Origin of the sequence: Pseudomonas sp. SAR267 (assembly GCF_052077595.1) — a bacterium.
GTDB lineage: Bacteria > Pseudomonadota > Gammaproteobacteria > Pseudomonadales > Pseudomonadaceae > Aquipseudomonas > Aquipseudomonas vlassakiae.
The window spans coordinates 5,637,646-5,654,189 of record NZ_JBQIHU010000001.1; the positions used below are offsets into that span (position 1 = coordinate 5,637,646).

Genomic DNA, 16,544 nt, shown 5'->3' on the forward strand with positions numbered 1-16,544 from the left:
GGCCTAGCCGATCGGGTCCTGGCCGAGCACCTTGCTCAACGCAACCCGGGCATCTTCCAGTTGCACCAGCGAAGCATGCCGGGCGCCGAGGGCGTCACCGTTCTGGATAGCCGTGAGGATCGCCTTGTGCCGCGGCAGGGCCAGTTCGTCGAAGTTGGGGCGCTGGTTGGAGTAGCGCACCGACTCGCGAAGGGCCAGCGAGAGCATGTTGCACAGGTAGGCGAGCAGGTCGTTGTGGGTGGCGTCGGCGATACGCGCGTGGAAGTCCAGGTCCGGCTGCAGGCGCTCTTCGTGGGTGCGTGCGGCTTCCATGCGCTGATAGGCCTCGCTGATCGAGGCGACATCCTCGGCGCTGGCATTGGTCGCGGCCAGTGCGGCGGCGGCAGGTTCGATGACCCAACGCACGCTGGACAGGGTGTTGAAAAACTCTTGCTGCGGCGTAGCCTGCATCAGCCAGTGCAGCACGTCGGGGTCGAGCATGTGCCAGGCGTGGCGCGGGCGCACCAAGGTGCCGACACGGGGGCGGGCTTCGATCAGGCCCTTGGCGGTGAGGGCGCGCATCGCTTCACGGAACACCGGCCGGCTGATCGCATAGGCCTCGCACAGGCTGGCTTCGGCGGGCAGTTTCTGCCCCGGCTGGAGCTGGCCGGATACGATCTGCAGGCCGAGGTCCTGGACCAGGGTGGCGTGCATGCTCTTGCGCGTGGTGGGCTGGCGGTAGTTCATGTGGGGTGCTGGCGGTCCATCGGAGCGGGGTGGGCATCATAGCATCAGTCAAGCTGTACCGGCCCCTGTGGCAGCGGGCAGGCCCGCGAACACCGGCAAAGCCGGTGCCACGCACCGCGCTGCTTGCTTCGCGGGCATGCCCGCTCCCGCACAGTGCCAGTGCAGGCTCAGTGGGAGTGCTTGGGCACAGCAGAGCCTCGGCAGCCCACCAGAAAGTCGAAGTCACAACCTTCATCGGCCTGCATCACATGGTCGATGTACAACTTCGCATAGCCTCCGCTGATCAACGGCTGCGGCACCTGCAGATCTGCCAGGCGGCCGGCCAGTTCCGCCTCGGAAATATCCAGGTGCAGGCGGCCCTCATGACAGTCCAGCTCGATCCAGTCACCTTCGCGTACCGCCGCCAACGGCCCACCCGCCGCAGCTTCAGGCGCCACATGCAGGACCACGGTGCCATACGCCGTGCCGCTCATGCGCGCGTCGGAGATGCGCACCATGTCGGTCACGCCCTGGGCCAGCAGCTTGGCTGGCAAGCCCATGTTGCCGACTTCGGCCATGCCCGGGTAACCCTTCGGGCCGCAATGCTTCATCACCAGCACCGAGCTGGCGTCGACCTCCAGCGCCGGGTCGTTGATGCGCGCCTTGTAGTCTTCGAAGTTCTCGAACACCACCGCACGGCCACGGTGGCGCATCAGTTCGGGGGTTGCCGCCGAGGGCTTGAGCACCGCGCCTTTGGGGGCGAGGTTGCCGCGCAGGATGCAGATGCCGCCGTCGGCCACCAGCGGCTTGTCGATCGGCCGGATGACCGCTTCGTCATACAGCGGTGCGCTCTGGCAGTTGTGCCACAGGCTCTTGCCATTGGCGGTCAGCGCGCTGGGGTGGGGCAGCAGGTTGTGCTCGCCCAGGCGACGGATCACGGCAGGCAGGCCACCGGCATAGTAGAACTCTTCCATCAGGAAGCGCCCGGACGGCTGCAGATCGACCAGGGTCGGCGTGCCGCGGCCGACGCGGGTCCAGTCTTCCAGTTGCAGGTCGACGCCGATGCGCCCGGCGATGGCTTTCAAGTGGATCACCGCATTGGTCGAGCCACCAATGGCGGCGTTGACGCGGATGGCATTCTCGAAGGCTTCGCGGGTAAGAATCTTCGACAGGCGCAGGTCTTCGTTGACCATCTCGACGATGCGCATGCCCGACAGGTGAGCGAGCACGTAACGGCGCGAGTCCACCGCCGGGATCGCCGCATTGTGCGGCAGCGAGGTCCCCAGGGCCTCGGCCATGCAGGCCATGGTCGAAGCGGTGCCCATGGTGTTGCAGGTGCCTGCCGAACGCGACATGCCAGCTTCGGCCGAAAGGAACTCGTTGAGGTCGATCTGCCCGGCTTTGTAGGCCTCGTGCATTTGCCAGACGATGGTGCCGGCGCCGATGTCGCGGCCCTTGTGCTTGCCGTTGAGCATCGGCCCGCCGGTGACCACGATCGCCGGCACGTCGCAGCTGGCGGCGCCCATCAGCAGGGCCGGGGTGGTCTTGTCGCAGCCAGTCAGCAGCACCACGGCGTCTACCGGGTTGCCACGAATGGCTTCTTCCACGTCCATGCTCGCCAGGTTGCGGGTGAGCATCGCGGTGGGGCGCAGGTTGGACTCGCCGCTGGAGAACACCGGGAACTCCACCGGGAAGCCGCCGGCCTCCAGCACGCCTTTCTTCACATGCTCGGCAATCTTGCGAAAGTGCGCGTTGCACGGGGTCAGCTCGGACCAGGTGTTGCAGATGCCGATGATCGGCTTGCCCTGAAACTCATGGTCGGGAATGCCCTGGTTCTTCATCCAGCTGCGGTACATGAAGCCGTTCTTGTCGGCGGTGCCGAACCATTGGGCGGAGCGCAGGGGGCGTTTGCTATCAGACATGACGGACACCTTATTGGTATTACTATTTGTCGTTATGCTTCGACTCTATCGCTAAAAATCATCATTTTGAAGGCTTGTTGATTTAAATAGTAATACTATATGCTCATATCACCGCGCCGGAGGTCTGCCCATGAAACCCCGGCCATGTGCTGTCCCCATTACAAGAACAATCGGAGACCTCGCCATGATCCAGGAGCAGCGGCTCGTCCGCCTGATCACCCTGAAACTCATCCCTTTTCTGGTCCTGCTTTACCTGGTGGCCTACGTCGATCGTTCGGCGGTGGGCTTTGCCAAGCTGCACATGGGTGCCGACATCGGCCTCGGTGATGCGGCCTACGGCCTGGGCGCCGGGCTGTTCTTCATCGGCTATTTTCTGTTCGAAGTCCCCAGCAACCTGCTGCTCGATCGCTTCGGCGCACGGCGCTGGTTTGCCCGCATCCTGCTGACCTGGGGTGCGATCACCGTCGGCATGGCGTTCGTCACCGGGCCCAGCGGCTTCTACGTGATGCGCTTTCTGCTCGGCGCGGCGGAGGCAGGGTTCTTCCCTGGCGTGCTGTACTACATCACCCATTGGTACCCGGTGCGCCATCGCGGCAAGATCCTTGGCTTCTTCATCCTGTCGCAACCGCTGGCGATGCTGATCACCGGGCCACTGTCGGGCGCCTTGCTGGGCCTGGATGGCAACCTGGGCCTGCATGGCTGGCAGTGGCTGTTCGTCTGCATCGGCGCACCCGCCGTGTTGTTGGCCTGGCCGACCCTGCGCCTGCTGCCGGACGGCCCGGACAAGGTGCGCTGGCTGGATGATGCGCAGCGCAGCTGGCTCAAGGAGCAGTTGGCCGAAGACCAGCGTGCGTTCGGCCAGACCCGCCACGGCAACCCGCTGCACGCCCTGAAGGATGGCCGGGTGCTGCTGCTGGCGCTGTTCTACCTGCCAGTGACCTTGAGCATCTATGGCTTGGGCCTGTGGCTGCCGACGCTGATCCACCAGTTCGGTGGCAGTGACCTGGTGACTGGCTTCGTTTCGGCAGTGCCGTACCTGTTCGGCATCATCGGCCTGTTGATCATCCCGCGCAGCTCCGACCGTCTCAACGACCGCTATGGCCACCTGGGCTTGCTGTATGCCTTGGGCGCAACGGGGCTGTTTCTCAGCGCCTGGCTGACCGTGCCGGCGATGCAGCTGGCCGCGTTGTGCCTGGTGGCTTTCGCGCTGTTCTCTTGCACGGCGATTTTCTGGACCTTGCCTGGACGTTTCTTTTCCGGCGCCAGCGCGGCGGCCGGCATCGCCCTGATCAACTCGATCGGCAACCTCGGCGGCTACCTCGGCCCGTTCGGCATCGGCGCGCTCAAGGAACACACCGGCCAGCTGTCCTCGGGCCTGTACTTCCTGGCCGTGATGATGCTGTTCGGGCTGGTGCTGACCGGTGTCGTCTATAACCGCCTCGAGCGCCGCCAGCGCCAGGCATCCGTGAACATTGCAACCGACAAGCGAGCACAAGCATGCGACTGATCCAATTCGAAACTGCCGCCGGCCAGCGCCGGGTCGGCGTGGTGGAAGGCAAGCGCGCCCTGGAAATCAGCGGCGTGAGCAGCACCCGCCAACTGGCGCTGCAGGCCATAGCGGCAGGCCGCGACCTGGTCAGCCAGGTACGAACCGCGGGCCTGGGCGAGGGCCATGACTACCTGGCGCTCCTGGCCGAAGGCCGAGTGCTGCCACCTCTGGACCACGAAGACCCGGCGCACTGCCTGGTCACCGGCACCGGCCTGACTCACCTGGGCAGCGCCGCCACCCGCGACAAGATGCACCAGCAGCAGGCCGAGGGTGCCGTCACCGACAGCATGCGCATGTTCCAGTGGGGCCTTGAAAGCGGGCGGCCGCCCGCAGGCGAGCAGGGCGTGCAACCGGAGTGGTTCTACAAGGGCGATGGCACCATGGTCGTGCGCCCCGGTGCCGACTTGCCGCTGCCGGCCTTTGCCGAAGATGCCGGCGAGGAGCCGGAGCTGGTCGGGCTGTATGTGATCGGCGAGTGCGGCACCCCGTTCCGCCTGGGTTACGCGCTGGGCAACGAGTTGTCCGACCACGTAATGGAGCGGCGCAACTACCTGTACCTGGCGCATTCCAAGTTGCGCGCCTGCAGCTTCGGCCCGGAACTGCGCCTGGGCGCGCTGCCGGCGCACCTGGAAGGCCGCAGCCGCATCTTGCGCGACGGCCGGGAGCTGTGGAGCAAGCCGTTCCTGTCCGGTGAGCAGAACATGTGCCACAGCTTCGAAAACCTGGAGTTCCACCACTTCAAGTACCGCCAGTTCCTGCGCCCGGGCGATGTCCATGTGCATTATTTTGGCACCGCCACGCTGTCGTTCGCCGACGGTATCCAGGCCCGGCCGGGGGACACTTTCGAGGTCAGCCTGGACGCCTTCGGCGAGCCACTGCGCAATGGCATCGTTGCCTCTGAACACGCGGTGCGCCCAGGCCTGGTGAAAAGCCTTTGAGCCTTCAATCGTTGTCACAGGAGTCAAGCATGTCAGGAAGCAACTTCATCGGCGGCGCCCGCAGCGCCGCAGGCAGCGTGCGCCTGCTGAGTTTGGATGCCCGCACGGGCGAGGCCCTGCCGGTCGTCTTCACCCAGGCCACGCCTGACGAGGTGGATGCCGCCGCCTGCGCCGCCGAGCAGGCTTTTGCCGAATACAACGGCTTGGCGCCAGAGCGCCGTGCGCAGTTTCTGGATGCCATTGCCGGGGAGCTGGATGCGCTTGGCGAGGCCTTCATCGACACGGTCTGCCGCGAAACCGCCTTGCCCGCCGCACGCATCCAGGGCGAGCGCAGCCGCACCAGCAACCAGATGCGCCTGTTCGCCCAGGTGCTGCGCCGTGGCGACTACCTGGGCGCCCGCATCGACCGCGCCCAGCCCCAGCGCCAGCCGCTGCCGCGCCCTGACCTGCGCCAGTACCGCACCGGTGTCGGCCCGGTGGCGGTATTCGGCGCCAGCAACTTCCCGCTGGCGTTCTCCACGGCAGGCGGCGATACCGCTGCCGCGCTGGCTGCCGGTTGCCCGGTGGTGGTCAAGGCCCACAGTGGCCACATGGCCACTGCCGAGTATGTCGCCGAGGCGATCCAGCGGGCCGCCGAGGCTACTGGCATGCCAGCCGGGGTGTTCAACATGATCTACGGCGCCGGCGTAGGCGAAGCGCTGGTGCGCCACCCGGCGATCCAGGCGGTGGGCTTCACCGGCTCGCTCAAGGGGGGCCGGGCCTTGTGCGACCTGGCTGCAGCGCGTCCGCAGCCGATCCCGGTGTTTGCCGAGATGAGCAGCATCAACCCGGTGCTGGTACTGCCGGCGGCGTTACAGGCCAGGGGCGAGCAGGTGGCGGCCGAGCTGGCGGCTTCGGTGGTACTGGGTTGCGGGCAGTTCTGCACCAATCCGGGCCTGGTTATCGGCATGGCGGGGCCAGCGTTCTCGGCATTCGTGGCTGCACTGGCTGCACGCATGGCCGATCAGCCAGGGCAGACCATGCTCAATGCTGGCACGCTGCGCAGCTATGCCAGCGGTGTAGCGCGCTTGCACCAGCATCCGGGCGTACGCCACCTGGCTGGGGCCGGGCAGGGCGGTGAACAGGCCCAGGCGCAGCTGTTCCAGGCAGATGTCAGCTTGCTGCTGAGCGGTGATGAGCTGTTGCAGGAAGAGGTCTTCGGCCCGACCACGGTGGTGGTCGAAGTGGCCGACGAAGACGAACTGCGCCGTGCGCTGGGCGCCTTGCATGGCCAGCTGAGGGCCACACTGATTGCCGAACCTCAGGACCTGCAGCGGTACGCAGCACTGGTGCCGTTGCTTGAACGCAAGGCTGGCCGCCTGCTGGTCAACGGTTACCCGACCGGGGTCGAGGTGAGCGATGCGATGGTGCATGGCGGGCCGTATCCGGCCACGTCCGATGCGCGGGGGACCTCGGTGGGGACATTGGCCATTGATCGTTTCTTGCGGCCGGTGTGTTATCAGAACTATCCGGATGGCTTGTTGCCGGCGGCGTTGCAGGATGGCAATCCGCTTGGTTTGTTGCGGTTGGTGGATGGTGTGTACAGCCGCGAGGGGATAAGCCGATAGGTGGTGGTTGCTTCTGGTGTCTGCCTTGAGAGGTTTGGCGCCTGGGAGATCGAGCGCCGCCCGCGCGGCGCATCGCGGGCAAGCCCGCTCCCACATCTGTTTCGGGCCAGTCACTCCTGTGAAGCCAACAGGGACCGCCCTGTTTGTTCCTTCCGATATCGAGGTTGGCGCAACTGCTTTTCACAGATCTTCAGTCATGCACCAAGGCGGATCCTGTTGGCGGGACAGGAGTAACTGGCCCGAAACAGATGTGGGAGCGGGCTTGCCCGCGATGCGCCGCGCGGGCGGCGCTCGATCTCCCAGGCGCCAAACCTCTCAAGGCAGGCACTAGGGCTAAGGACAAACACCAGGGCTAACGACAAACACCAGGGCTAACGACAAACACCAGGGCTGACGACAATCACTGCCTGTGAGAGGATGTCCAACCTCCAAGCCAGGACCCCCGAACGCAGCCTGATGAAGACACCAAAACGAATCGAACCACTGATCGAAGACGGCCTGGTCGACGAAGTACTGCGGCCCTTGATGAGCGGCAAGGAAGCGGCCGTCTACGTGGTGCGCTGCGGTGCCCAGGTGCGCTGCGCCAAGGTCTACAAAGAGGCCAACAAGCGCAGCTTCCGCCAGGCCGCCGAATACCAGGAGGGCCGCAAGGTCCGCAACAGCCGCCAGGCCCGGGCCATGGCCAAGGGCAGCAAGTACGGCCGCAAAGAAGCCGAAGACGCCTGGCAGAACGCCGAGGTGGCGGCGCTGTTCCGCCTGGCCAATGCCGGCGTTCGGGTGCCCAAGCCGTACGACTTCCAGGACGGCGTGCTGCTGATGGAACTGGTCACCGACGCCGACGGCGACGCCGCGCCCCGCTTGAACGACGTGCACCTGGAGGCCGAAGAGGCCCGTGAGCATCATGCCTTCGTCATCCGCCAGATCGTGCTGATGCTCTGCGCCGGGCTGGTGCATGGCGACCTGTCTGAATTCAACGTGCTGCTCGGCCCTGATGGCCCTGTGATCATCGACCTGCCACAGGCGGTGGACGCGGCGGGCAACAACCATGCGTTCAGCATGCTGCAGCGGGACGTGGCGAACATGGCGCATTACTTCGGGCGCTTTGCCCCGGAACTCAAGGCCACCCGCTACGCCGATGAGATGTGGGCGCTGTACGAAGCCGGTGAATTGCGCCCGGACAGCCCGCTGAGCGGGCAGTTCGAGGAAGACGACCATGCCGCCGACGTGGCCGGAGTGATGCGCGAGATCGACGCCACCCTGCGCGATGAAGCCCGCCGCCGTGCGGCGCGGGATGAGGCCGAACATGGGCCGGCCAAGGCTGAAGAGCCGACACCGCCGTGGATGCAGTAAGGGTCTGACCGTTCCTGCGCTGCCAGGCATTTCGCTCTTCCCACCTGCTTGCCGAGGGCCCCAATCAGCGCTGGGAGTCAACCATTGCTGTAGCAGCCTGAGCACGGGCAGCGGATAAAAATTGCAGTTCAAACCGAAGGCGGTACACGTTTGTTGCGCCAAGACGCGCTTCAACACTAGTGCCGCCGTTTCCTCGCCGCACAGGCAAAAATCGGCTGTTGCCATTGACGCAAGGCAGTATCTCGTCATCCGGCCTTTTCACTGGCGCCGGACAGGCATAAGGTATACGCCGTTAAAAATGCCCTGGAGCTGTCATGTCCAACCGTTTCCCGTCCGTTCGTCCCCGTCGCCTGCGCCAGAACGAATCCCTGCGCACGATCTTCCAGGAAACCGAATTCCGCCTGGAAGACCTGATCCTGCCGATCTTCGTCGAAGAAGGCATCGATGACTTCGTGCCAATCACCAGCATGCCGGGTGTCAACCGCATCCCGGAAAAACGCCTGGCCCAGGAAATCGAGCGCTATGCCCGCGCCGGCATCAAGTCGGTGATGACCTTCGGCGTGTCGCACAACCTGGACGCCACCGGCAGCGACACCTGGAACGAAAACGGCCTGGTTGCGCGCATGTCGCGCATCTGCAAGGACACCGTGCCGGAGATGGTGGTGATGTCCGACACCTGCTTCTGCGAATACACCAGCCATGGCCACTGCGGCGTGCTGCACGACCATGGCGTGGACAACGACGCCACCTTGGCCAACCTGGGCAAGCAAGCGGTCATCGCCGCCGCTGCCGGTGCCGACTTCATCGCCCCGTCGGCGGCGATGGATGGCCAGGTGCAGGCCATTCGTAGCGCCCTGGACGGTGCCGGTTTCCACGACACCGCGATCATGGCCTATTCCACCAAATTCGCTTCGTCGCTGTATGGGCCGTTCCGTGAAGCGGGCGGCACCGCGCTCAAGGGCGACCGCAAGAGCTACCAGATGAACCCGATGAACCGCCGCGAGGCGGTGCGTGAGTCGCTGCTCGACGAGCAGGAAGGGGCCGATGTGCTGATGGTCAAGCCGGCCGGCGCCTACCTCGACGTGATCGCCGATATCCGCGCTGCGTCGCGCCTGCCGCTGGCGGCCTACCAGGTAAGCGGCGAATACGCGATGATCAAGTTCGGCGGCCTGGCCGGTGCCATCGACGAAGGCCGGGTGGTGCGTGAAAGCCTCGGTGCGATCAAGCGCGCCGGTGCCGACCTGATCCTGACCTATTTCGCCATGGACCTCGCTCGCGACGGGATCTGACCGTCAGCAAGCGCCGCTTCCGAGCGGCGCTTGCAGTGCGCGCAATGCGCTGGCGCAGGAAAAAAGCAGTAAGCGCTGAATTATTTAGTGTCCCGTTGGATCAGATCCCATAGAGCTATCAGCAACAGGGAAACGGGCATGAAATCTCGCAAGAAAAGTGTCAAGCCGATCGGTTTGAAAGACATCACCATCGTCGACGACGCCAAGATGCGCAAGGCCATCACCGCCGCCGCGCTGGGCAACGCCATGGAATGGTTCGACTTTGGTGTTTACGGCTTCGTCGCCTATGCACTGGGCAAAGTGTTTTTCCCCAATGCCGACCCCAGCGTGCAGATGATCGCGGCACTGGCCACGTTCTCGGTGCCATTTCTGATTCGCCCGCTGGGCGGGCTGTTCTTCGGCGCCCTGGGCGACCGCTTCGGGCGACAGAAGATCCTCGCCGCAACCATCGTGATCATGTCGCTGAGCACCTTTGCCATCGGCTTGATTCCTTCCTATGCCTCGATCGGCATCTGGGCGCCGATCTTGTTGTTGCTGGCGAAGATGGCCCAAGGCTTCTCGGTGGGCGGGGAGTACACCGGGGCATCGATTTTCGTCGCCGAGTACGCCCCGGACCGCAAGCGCGGCTTCCTCGGCAGCTGGCTGGACTTTGGCTCGATTGCCGGCTTTGTCCTCGGGGCGGGGGTGGTCGTGCTGATCTCCACTGTGCTCGGCGAAGAGAAGTTCCTCGAATGGGGCTGGCGTCTGCCGTTCTTCCTGGCCTTGCCGCTGGGCATCATCGGCCTCTACCTGCGCCACGCCCTGGAAGAAACCCCGGCGTTCCAGCAACACGTGGACAAACTCGAGCAGGGTGACCGCGAAGGCCTGGCCTCGGGGCCGAAGGTGTCGTTCAAGGAGGTTGCCACCAAGCACTGGCGCAGTCTGATTACCTGCATCGGCGTCGTGATCGCCACCAACGTCACCTATTACATGCTGCTCACCTACATGCCCAGCTACTTGTCGCACAACTTGCACTACAGCGAAGACCACGGTGTGCTGATCATCATCGCGATCATGGTCGGCATGCTGTTCGTGCAGCCGATCATCGGCCTGCTGAGCGACAAGTATGGCCGTCGCCCGTTCATCGTGGTCGGCAGCGTCGGGCTGTTCGCCCTGGCCATCCCGGCGTTCATGCTGATCAACAGCGGCGCGCTGGGGCTGATCTTCTCCGGCCTGCTGATCATCGCCGTGCTGCTGAACTTCTTCATTGGCGTGATGGCCTCGACCTTGCCGGCGATGTTCCCCACGCACATCCGCTACAGCGCCCTGGCCAGTGCCTTCAACATCTCGGTGCTGATCGCCGGCTTGACCCCGACCCTCGCCGCCTGGTTGGTGGAAACCAGCGGCAACCTGTATATGCCGGCGTACTATCTGATGGTGATCGCCGTGGTCGGCCTGGTCACCGGCGTGACCATGAAGGAAACCGCCAACAAGCCGCTGCGTGGCGCAGCACCTGCGGCGTCGGACATCGAAGAAGCGCGCGAACTGTTGCAGGAGCATCACGACAACATCGAGCAGAAGATCGAAGATATCGACGCGCAGATCGCCGAGCTGGAGGCCAAGCGCCAGGTGCTGGCGCAGCAGCACCCGCGTATCGACTGAGGCTCAGCGCGGCATGTAGCCGCGCTGCCAGGTGCGGGGAATGAAGCGCGACACCAGCGCCAGCAGGCAGGCCAGCGCGGCGCTGCCGGCCATCGCCTGCAGGCCCAGGCGCTGCTGCAACCAGGCACCCAGGGCAGCGCCGAGCAGCATGCCGGCCCAGGGCACCAGCTGCACCCGCCAGCCGTTATGCCGCTCGCCCAGCAGCCAGCGGCCCAGGCCGCGGCCGAAGCGCGACAGTGCGCCGGTGACGTAGGTCAGGCCGATGGGCAGGCCATTCACCTGTTCCACTACCGCATTGATCATGCCCATGGCCAAGGTGGCCGCCAGCAGCGCCGGGAACGTCGCCGCAAACGGCCATGCTGCGGCGCAGGCAAGCAGTGTGGCGACCACCAGCAACACTGGCCAGGCTCGGCGTCGGAAGCCACGGGCCAGCATGACACCCAGCGCGTTGCCGGCCACGAAGCCCAGCACGGCGCCGCTCAGGCGCAGCACCATGGCCTGGTCCGCGTCACTGATGGCCACGGCCAGGCGCGTGGTGTTGCCGCTCATGAACGAGACGAAATCGCCCAATGCCAGCAGGCCGATGGCATCCGTCATGCCGGCCAGCACCGATAACCCGGCCACCAGGCCAAGGCCGACGCGGCCACGCAGGACCTGCAGGCGCAGGCGCCTGGCCGTGCGCGCGGGGAGGGCGTTGGGCAGCATGTGCGGGCTTCAGTGCGGCAATTCGCGGGCGAGGGTGCTCTTGATGGTGCGCTCCACCACATCCACCAGCACCATGGTCTGGTGGTCCACCTCGATATTCAGCAGCTCGCCGGCCTGGTAGCGGGCGAAGGTGGTCTGGCGCAGGGTCTCGGGGATCAGGTTGATGGTCACCACGTTGTCCTCGACATCGGCGACGGTCAGGCTGCAACCGTTGACCCCGATGAAGCCACGCGGGAAAACGTACTTGCCCCACTGCGGTGGCATGCGGAAGGTGATGAAAGCGCCGGTTTCCTTGATCGACAGCTCGACGACCTCGGCGGTGGTGGCAATGTGGCCGGCCATCAGGTGGCCACCCACTTCGGCGTTCATTTTCGCCGAGCGCTCGATATTGACACCCTGGCCAGCCTTGAAGCAGCGCAGGTTGGTGCGTTCGAGCGTGGCGGTCATGGCGTCGAACTTGACCTGGGTGCCGTCGATTTCGGTGACCGACAGGCAGGTACCTTCGACACTGACGCTGGCGCCGATCTTCAGCTCGTCGAGCAGTTCCGGGGTAAGGTCGATGGTGAACTGGTTGTGGCCCGGGTAGGTGGTCACATCAAGCAGAGGGCGGACGGCCTGGACGATGCCGGTGTACATGAAGTTGCTCCTGGGCACAGAGTGGGAAAACATCAGGAAGCTATGCCCGTGGCGCCGCAAATGCAAGCTGCCTGTGCCGGCCTCTTCGCGGGTAGACCCGCTCCCACAGGTATTGCACAAAGCTTGAAGACTGTGGCGATCCTGTGGGAGCGGGTTTACCCGCGAAGAGGCCAGTACAGGCTTCAGACATGCCCGCTGCTGTTCACGATCCTCAGGCACAGCGCTTCATAAGGGTCCAGGTTGACAGTCAGCCGCCCATCCTCGGTCAGGTCGCCTTCGACCGTCTCGTTGATCATGTCCACCACCGGCCCCGGGGTGAAGCCGGTCAATTGCAGCTCCTCGGCAATCACCGCCTGGCCGAAGTTCAACGCGCTGATCTGGATGCCACGCCCGGCCGGCAGCTCATGCACCATCACCAGCAGCCCCGGGCTGCTGACCTCGGGCACCAGCACCTGGCGGCTGGTGGCGATGCCATAGGCCTGACGCACGGCCAGCAGTTTCTTCACCTGGCTGGCGAACGACGCGGGGTCGTCCAGCTGGCTGTCGAGGCTGCCATACAGCGAGCGTGCGCGCGGCATGCCGCGCACCGATGTCTCTGCCTGCGGGGCGAGCCCGGCCAGGTCGTAGCCGCCACGGTGGATCCAGCGGGTATCGCCGTCGGCCATGCGCTCGGCCACCGCCTCGGCCGGCAGCGGCAGGGCGCCGACCATGTCCCAGCCGGACAGCGCGACCACGCCCGGTTGCATGGCGTTGTACATCACCAGCAGCAGGTGCACCTTCTGGATCAGTGCGATGTCCGCCGGGCTGATCTGGTCGAGGTCGCGCATGCCCAATGCTGCAGTGATCAGGCTGGCGGTGGTGCAGGCGATGCCGTTGGTGACGAATCGCAGGTTGTACGGTGCATGCTCACCGGACAGGCGTTCGTAGAGTTCCTCGCGGATGTGCTCGCGCAGGATGCTGCCAGGCAGCGTCTGGCCCTTGTACAGGTACATGTCGTGGGCATGCAGGGTCCAGAAGTGCACCAGCTCGACGGTCAGTTCGTCGTGGTTCTGCAAGGCGTGGATCAGCGACGCCGGATCGATGCCGAAGGCGTGCATTTCCTTGAGCATCAGGCGCAGGAATTCGGTGTCGCCGGTCAGCAAGGCGTGCTGGTAGGCCGGGCGGGTGATGAAGTCGTAGGACAGGTCGGCACCGCCCTTGGACATCTGCGCGATGTCGTCCAGGGTCAGGTTGAGCTCCTGGAAGCTGAAACCGCCGGCCTTGCGGATCATGCCGCCGATCAGCTGGTTGCCGACGATCGACAACGGGTGGCTCTCGGACCAGGCACTGCCGCTGGGGCGGGTTTCCACGCCGAGAAAGCCGTTGGCATCCAGGCGCAGGCCGCGGGCACCCAGGCAGTCCAGCGCGTGCAGGGCGTCGCCGATGATCATCTGCTGGGCGGCGAAGCTGGGGTCGAGCCAGTTCAGGGATGGCTGGCCTTCCTTGAAGTAATGTAGGTACACCCAGCGCCGGGTCTTGCCGTCGACCCCGGTGATGGGCGCGGTGGCGCTCCAGTCGGTTTCCTTGACACCGGGTTCGAAGAAGATCACCCGCTGCAGCTGACCGACGATGTAGTGGCGCGCCTTGAGCTCGTCGCACACCGCCGGCGACAGGTTCACGGCATCGCGGCCCTCAGGCACCTCGGGCAGCAGCGGCCAGTCCTCCTCACGGATCTCGACCATGTGGTAGAGCCCGGGGTAGGCACCGTGGGCCAGCTCGGCCAGGCGAAAGTCCGCGCCCTTGCCGGTGTGCGAGGGGATCAGGTCGTCGATGGTCACGGCATTGTGCGCGGCGGCCAGGCGGCTCATCTGCACCAGCTCCTGCTCGGTGCCGTAGAGCGGGTCGATGTCAAAGCTGATGCGGTCGAAGTTACCGTCGATGCTCGGGGTGAAGTCACGCCCGCGCACCCCGCCAGACTGCTTGATCGGGCCGGTGTGGATGCCTTGCACGCCGATCTCCGACAGGCGTTTCCACAGCGCTTCATGGCCGAGGGCGGCGAGCACCGAGCAGCCTTCGGGGGCGATGATCGCGTCGGGGTAGACGGTCAGCCATACCGAGGCGATTTCCGTGGCGCGGCGTGGCTGGGCTTCGGCGTAGGGGTTCTGCCACAGGCGTGACTGGCCGGAGTACAGGCGGGCCCGCTCCTGCGAGGCCTTGAGCATCGAGCGGTCTTCGAGCCATTGGAGGTATGACGGGTCGGGCTGGGTCATTTCGCGTCCTCTTTGCGTGGCGGCACCGGCCAAGGTTATGACGGCATCGTGGGCGGATCGTTCGGCTTGAGGCCGGTCATTGCTGCGCCACGGCCCACAGTTGTTGACGAAACCATTGTCGCAGCGGGTCGGCATGGGTCCGTTCATGCCAGATTTGCATGAGTTCGATCTTCGGCACGTTCAGGGGCAAAGGGTGCAGGCACAGGTCCGGTTCCCGCTTGGCGGCCTCTTCGGCGACCGAGCGCAGGCAGGTGAGCAGCAGGTCGGTGCCCGGTATCAGTCGCGTTGGGGCGATGAAACTGGACAAGCCAGCTACGATTCGCCGGCTGCGCCCGGCCGCTCGCAGGGCACGGTCCACCAGGCCGTCAAGGTCGCCGGTGAGGGTCGTCAACAGGTGATCGCAGGCCAGAAACGCCTCAAGATCGAGCCCTGCATGCAGGCGCGGGTTGTTGCGCGACGCCAGCACCACGAAGTCCTCACTGAGCAGGCGTTGCTGATGGAAGGTATCTGGCAGGTCGGTGAAGAAGCCCGCGATGGCCAGGTCGCAGGTGCCTTTTTCCAGCGCCTCGCGCGGCAACTGGCCAGCGGTGTTGTGGGTGATCAGCACCAGGTTCGGCGCCTGGCGGCGCAGGATCGGCAGCAACCTTGGCAGCAGGGTCTGTTCCATGAAGTCGGTGCTGTACAGGTGCAGGCGCGCCGGGCGGGCGAGAAAGTCCTGGCCGTCACACCGTTCATAGAACGCGGCCAGGCTTTCGACCAACCGCTGTACTTCGGGGGCCAGCTCATGCGCCCGCGGGGTGGCGGCGAGGCCACGGGGGGCACGCACGAACAGCGGGTCGCCAAACTGGTGCCGCAGCTTGTTCAGCTTATGGCTGAGCGCCGGTTGGCTCAGGGCCATGCGCGACGCGGCGAGGGTGGCGTTGCGTTCCTGGTAGAGCACGTGGAACAGGTACAGCAGGTTGAGGTCCTTGCTGGCGATATTCATTTTATGGATCACAGAAATAAGAGCTTTCGAATTATCGAATTTTAGCGGCCTGATTACGATGGGCCCAGTTCCCATATCTATTCAGGTGAAACCGATGAACAAGCTCAATACCCTGGCGCTGGCAATGACCGGTGCTCTGCTCGCCAGTACTGGCTATGCCGCACCCAAGGGCGAGATCGTGGTGCTGTTATCCAGTGAACACCAGTTGCCGTTGCAAGACGGCAAGCAGTACCCCACCGGTTATTACCTGAACGAGTTCGGCGTACCTGCCGACCAATTGCTCAAGGCCGGTTACAAACTGGTGCTGGTGACCCCCAAAGGCAATGCGCCAAGCGTCGATGTGCGCTCGGTCGATCCGCAGTACTTTGCTGGCGATGCAACGGAAATGCGGCGCATCGAGCAAGTCGTGAAGGGCCTGCCAGGCATCGACGACACCTTGTCAGTGAAGGAACTGCTGGCAGGCGGGCTGGAGCGCTATGCCGGTCTGTTCATCCCCGGTGGCCATGCGCCGTTGATTGACCTGGCCAACGACCCCGACGTAGGCACCTTGCTGCGCCATTTCCACGCGGCTGGCAAACCGACCGCAGCCATCTGCCACGGGCCTATCGCCTTGTTGGCCGCGCAACAGGACCCGGCCAGCTACCAGGCTGCCTTGGCACGTGGCGATCAGCCTGCGGCCCGTGACTGGGTGTATCAGGGGTATCGGATGACGATTTTCTCTGACCCTGAGGAGCAGGTTTTCGAGCGCTCGCTCGCGCCGCAGCGTTTGCAGTTCTATCCGGCCAAGGCCATGGCCGGGGCGGGTGGTGCCATGAGCTATGCCCAGGCCTGGCAGCCGCATGTTCAGGTTGATCGAGAACTGATCACCGGTCAGAACCCGTTCTCTGATAAAGCACTGGCCAAGGTGCTTCTGGAGAAGCTGGCTGAGCGTGAGCAGAGGCAGTGACTGCCCACAAGCCAGCGCCCCG

The 16,544-nt window shown here is 64.8% G+C and carries 13 protein-coding genes; 7 read left to right on the forward strand and 6 right to left on the reverse strand.

Features of this window, described 5'->3' with window-relative positions:
* Nucleotides 1-3: 3 nt before the first annotated feature.
* Together ACTORR_RS26745 and ACTORR_RS26750 are read right to left on the reverse strand one after the other, a co-directional pair.
* On the reverse strand, nt 4-726 hold the full coding sequence (locus ACTORR_RS26745) for a FadR/GntR family transcriptional regulator (protein WP_054887376.1): 723 nt from the start codon (nt 724-726) through the stop codon (nt 4-6).
* 167 nt (nt 727-893) lie between these two features.
* Complete coding sequence (locus tag ACTORR_RS26750) at nt 894-2,627, reverse strand: IlvD/Edd family dehydratase (protein ID WP_054887375.1); 1,734 nt, start codon at nt 2,625-2,627, stop codon at nt 894-896.
* Between the two features lie 184 nt (nt 2,628-2,811).
* Between ACTORR_RS26750 and ACTORR_RS26755 the strand changes: the two genes are divergently transcribed.
* The 6 genes from ACTORR_RS26755 (at nt 2,812) to proP (ending at nt 11,001) form a co-directional block, all read left to right on the forward strand.
* Nucleotides 2,812-4,134 carry an MFS transporter gene (locus tag ACTORR_RS26755; RefSeq protein ID WP_313365571.1) on the forward strand — a complete coding sequence of 441 codons (1,323 nt, stop codon included), beginning with the start codon at nt 2,812-2,814 and terminating at the stop codon, nt 4,132-4,134.
* Nucleotides 4,125-5,114, forward strand: a complete 990-nt coding sequence (araD1, locus tag ACTORR_RS26760; protein ID WP_313365572.1) for an AraD1 family protein — start codon at nt 4,125-4,127, stop codon at nt 5,112-5,114. Before ACTORR_RS26755 ends, araD1 begins: the two co-directional genes overlap by 10 nt.
* A gap of 29 nt (nt 5,115-5,143) precedes the next feature.
* Nucleotides 5,144-6,721 carry an aldehyde dehydrogenase (NADP(+)) gene (locus ACTORR_RS26765; RefSeq protein ID WP_313365573.1) on the forward strand — a complete coding sequence of 526 codons (1,578 nt, stop codon included), beginning with the start codon at nt 5,144-5,146 and terminating at the stop codon, nt 6,719-6,721.
* 456 nt (nt 6,722-7,177) lie between these two features.
* Complete coding sequence (locus tag ACTORR_RS26770) at nt 7,178-8,071, forward strand: PA4780 family RIO1-like protein kinase (RefSeq protein WP_099815733.1); 894 nt, start codon at nt 7,178-7,180, stop codon at nt 8,069-8,071.
* 314 nt (nt 8,072-8,385) lie between these two features.
* Nucleotides 8,386-9,360: a porphobilinogen synthase gene (gene hemB, locus ACTORR_RS26775; RefSeq protein ID WP_054887370.1), complete on the forward strand. Its 975-nt coding sequence runs from the start codon at nt 8,386-8,388 to the stop codon at nt 9,358-9,360.
* Between the two features lie 138 nt (nt 9,361-9,498).
* Complete coding sequence (proP, locus tag ACTORR_RS26780) at nt 9,499-11,001, forward strand: glycine betaine/L-proline transporter ProP (protein WP_418055977.1); 1,503 nt, start codon at nt 9,499-9,501, stop codon at nt 10,999-11,001.
* 3 nt (nt 11,002-11,004) lie between these two features.
* Here proP and ACTORR_RS26785 read toward each other — a convergent pair whose 3' ends face one another.
* The 4 genes from ACTORR_RS26785 to ACTORR_RS26800 all read right to left on the reverse strand — a co-directional run bounded on the left by ACTORR_RS26785 (nt 11,005) and on the right by ACTORR_RS26800 (nt 15,576).
* Entirely contained in the window at nt 11,005-11,706 is a 702-nt protein-coding gene (locus ACTORR_RS26785) for a YoaK family protein (RefSeq protein ID WP_099815735.1), read from the reverse strand.
* A gap of 9 nt (nt 11,707-11,715) precedes the next feature.
* Entirely contained in the window at nt 11,716-12,342 is a 627-nt protein-coding gene (locus tag ACTORR_RS26790; RefSeq protein WP_054887367.1) for a riboflavin synthase, read from the reverse strand.
* 182 nt (nt 12,343-12,524) lie between these two features.
* Nucleotides 12,525-14,591: a maltose alpha-D-glucosyltransferase gene (gene treS / locus ACTORR_RS26795; RefSeq protein ID WP_313365024.1), complete on the reverse strand. Its 2,067-nt coding sequence runs from the start codon at nt 14,589-14,591 to the stop codon at nt 12,525-12,527.
* A gap of 76 nt (nt 14,592-14,667) precedes the next feature.
* Complete coding sequence (locus ACTORR_RS26800) at nt 14,668-15,576, reverse strand: LysR family transcriptional regulator (protein WP_313365025.1); 909 nt, start codon at nt 15,574-15,576, stop codon at nt 14,668-14,670.
* Nucleotides 15,577-15,670: 94 nt separating this feature from the next.
* On the opposite strand from ACTORR_RS26800, the gene ACTORR_RS26805 reads away from it, so the two are divergent.
* Nucleotides 15,671-16,522, forward strand: coding sequence for a type 1 glutamine amidotransferase domain-containing protein (locus ACTORR_RS26805; protein WP_313365026.1), 852 nt, complete (start codon nt 15,671-15,673; stop codon nt 16,520-16,522).
* Nucleotides 16,523-16,544 lie beyond the last annotated feature (22 nt).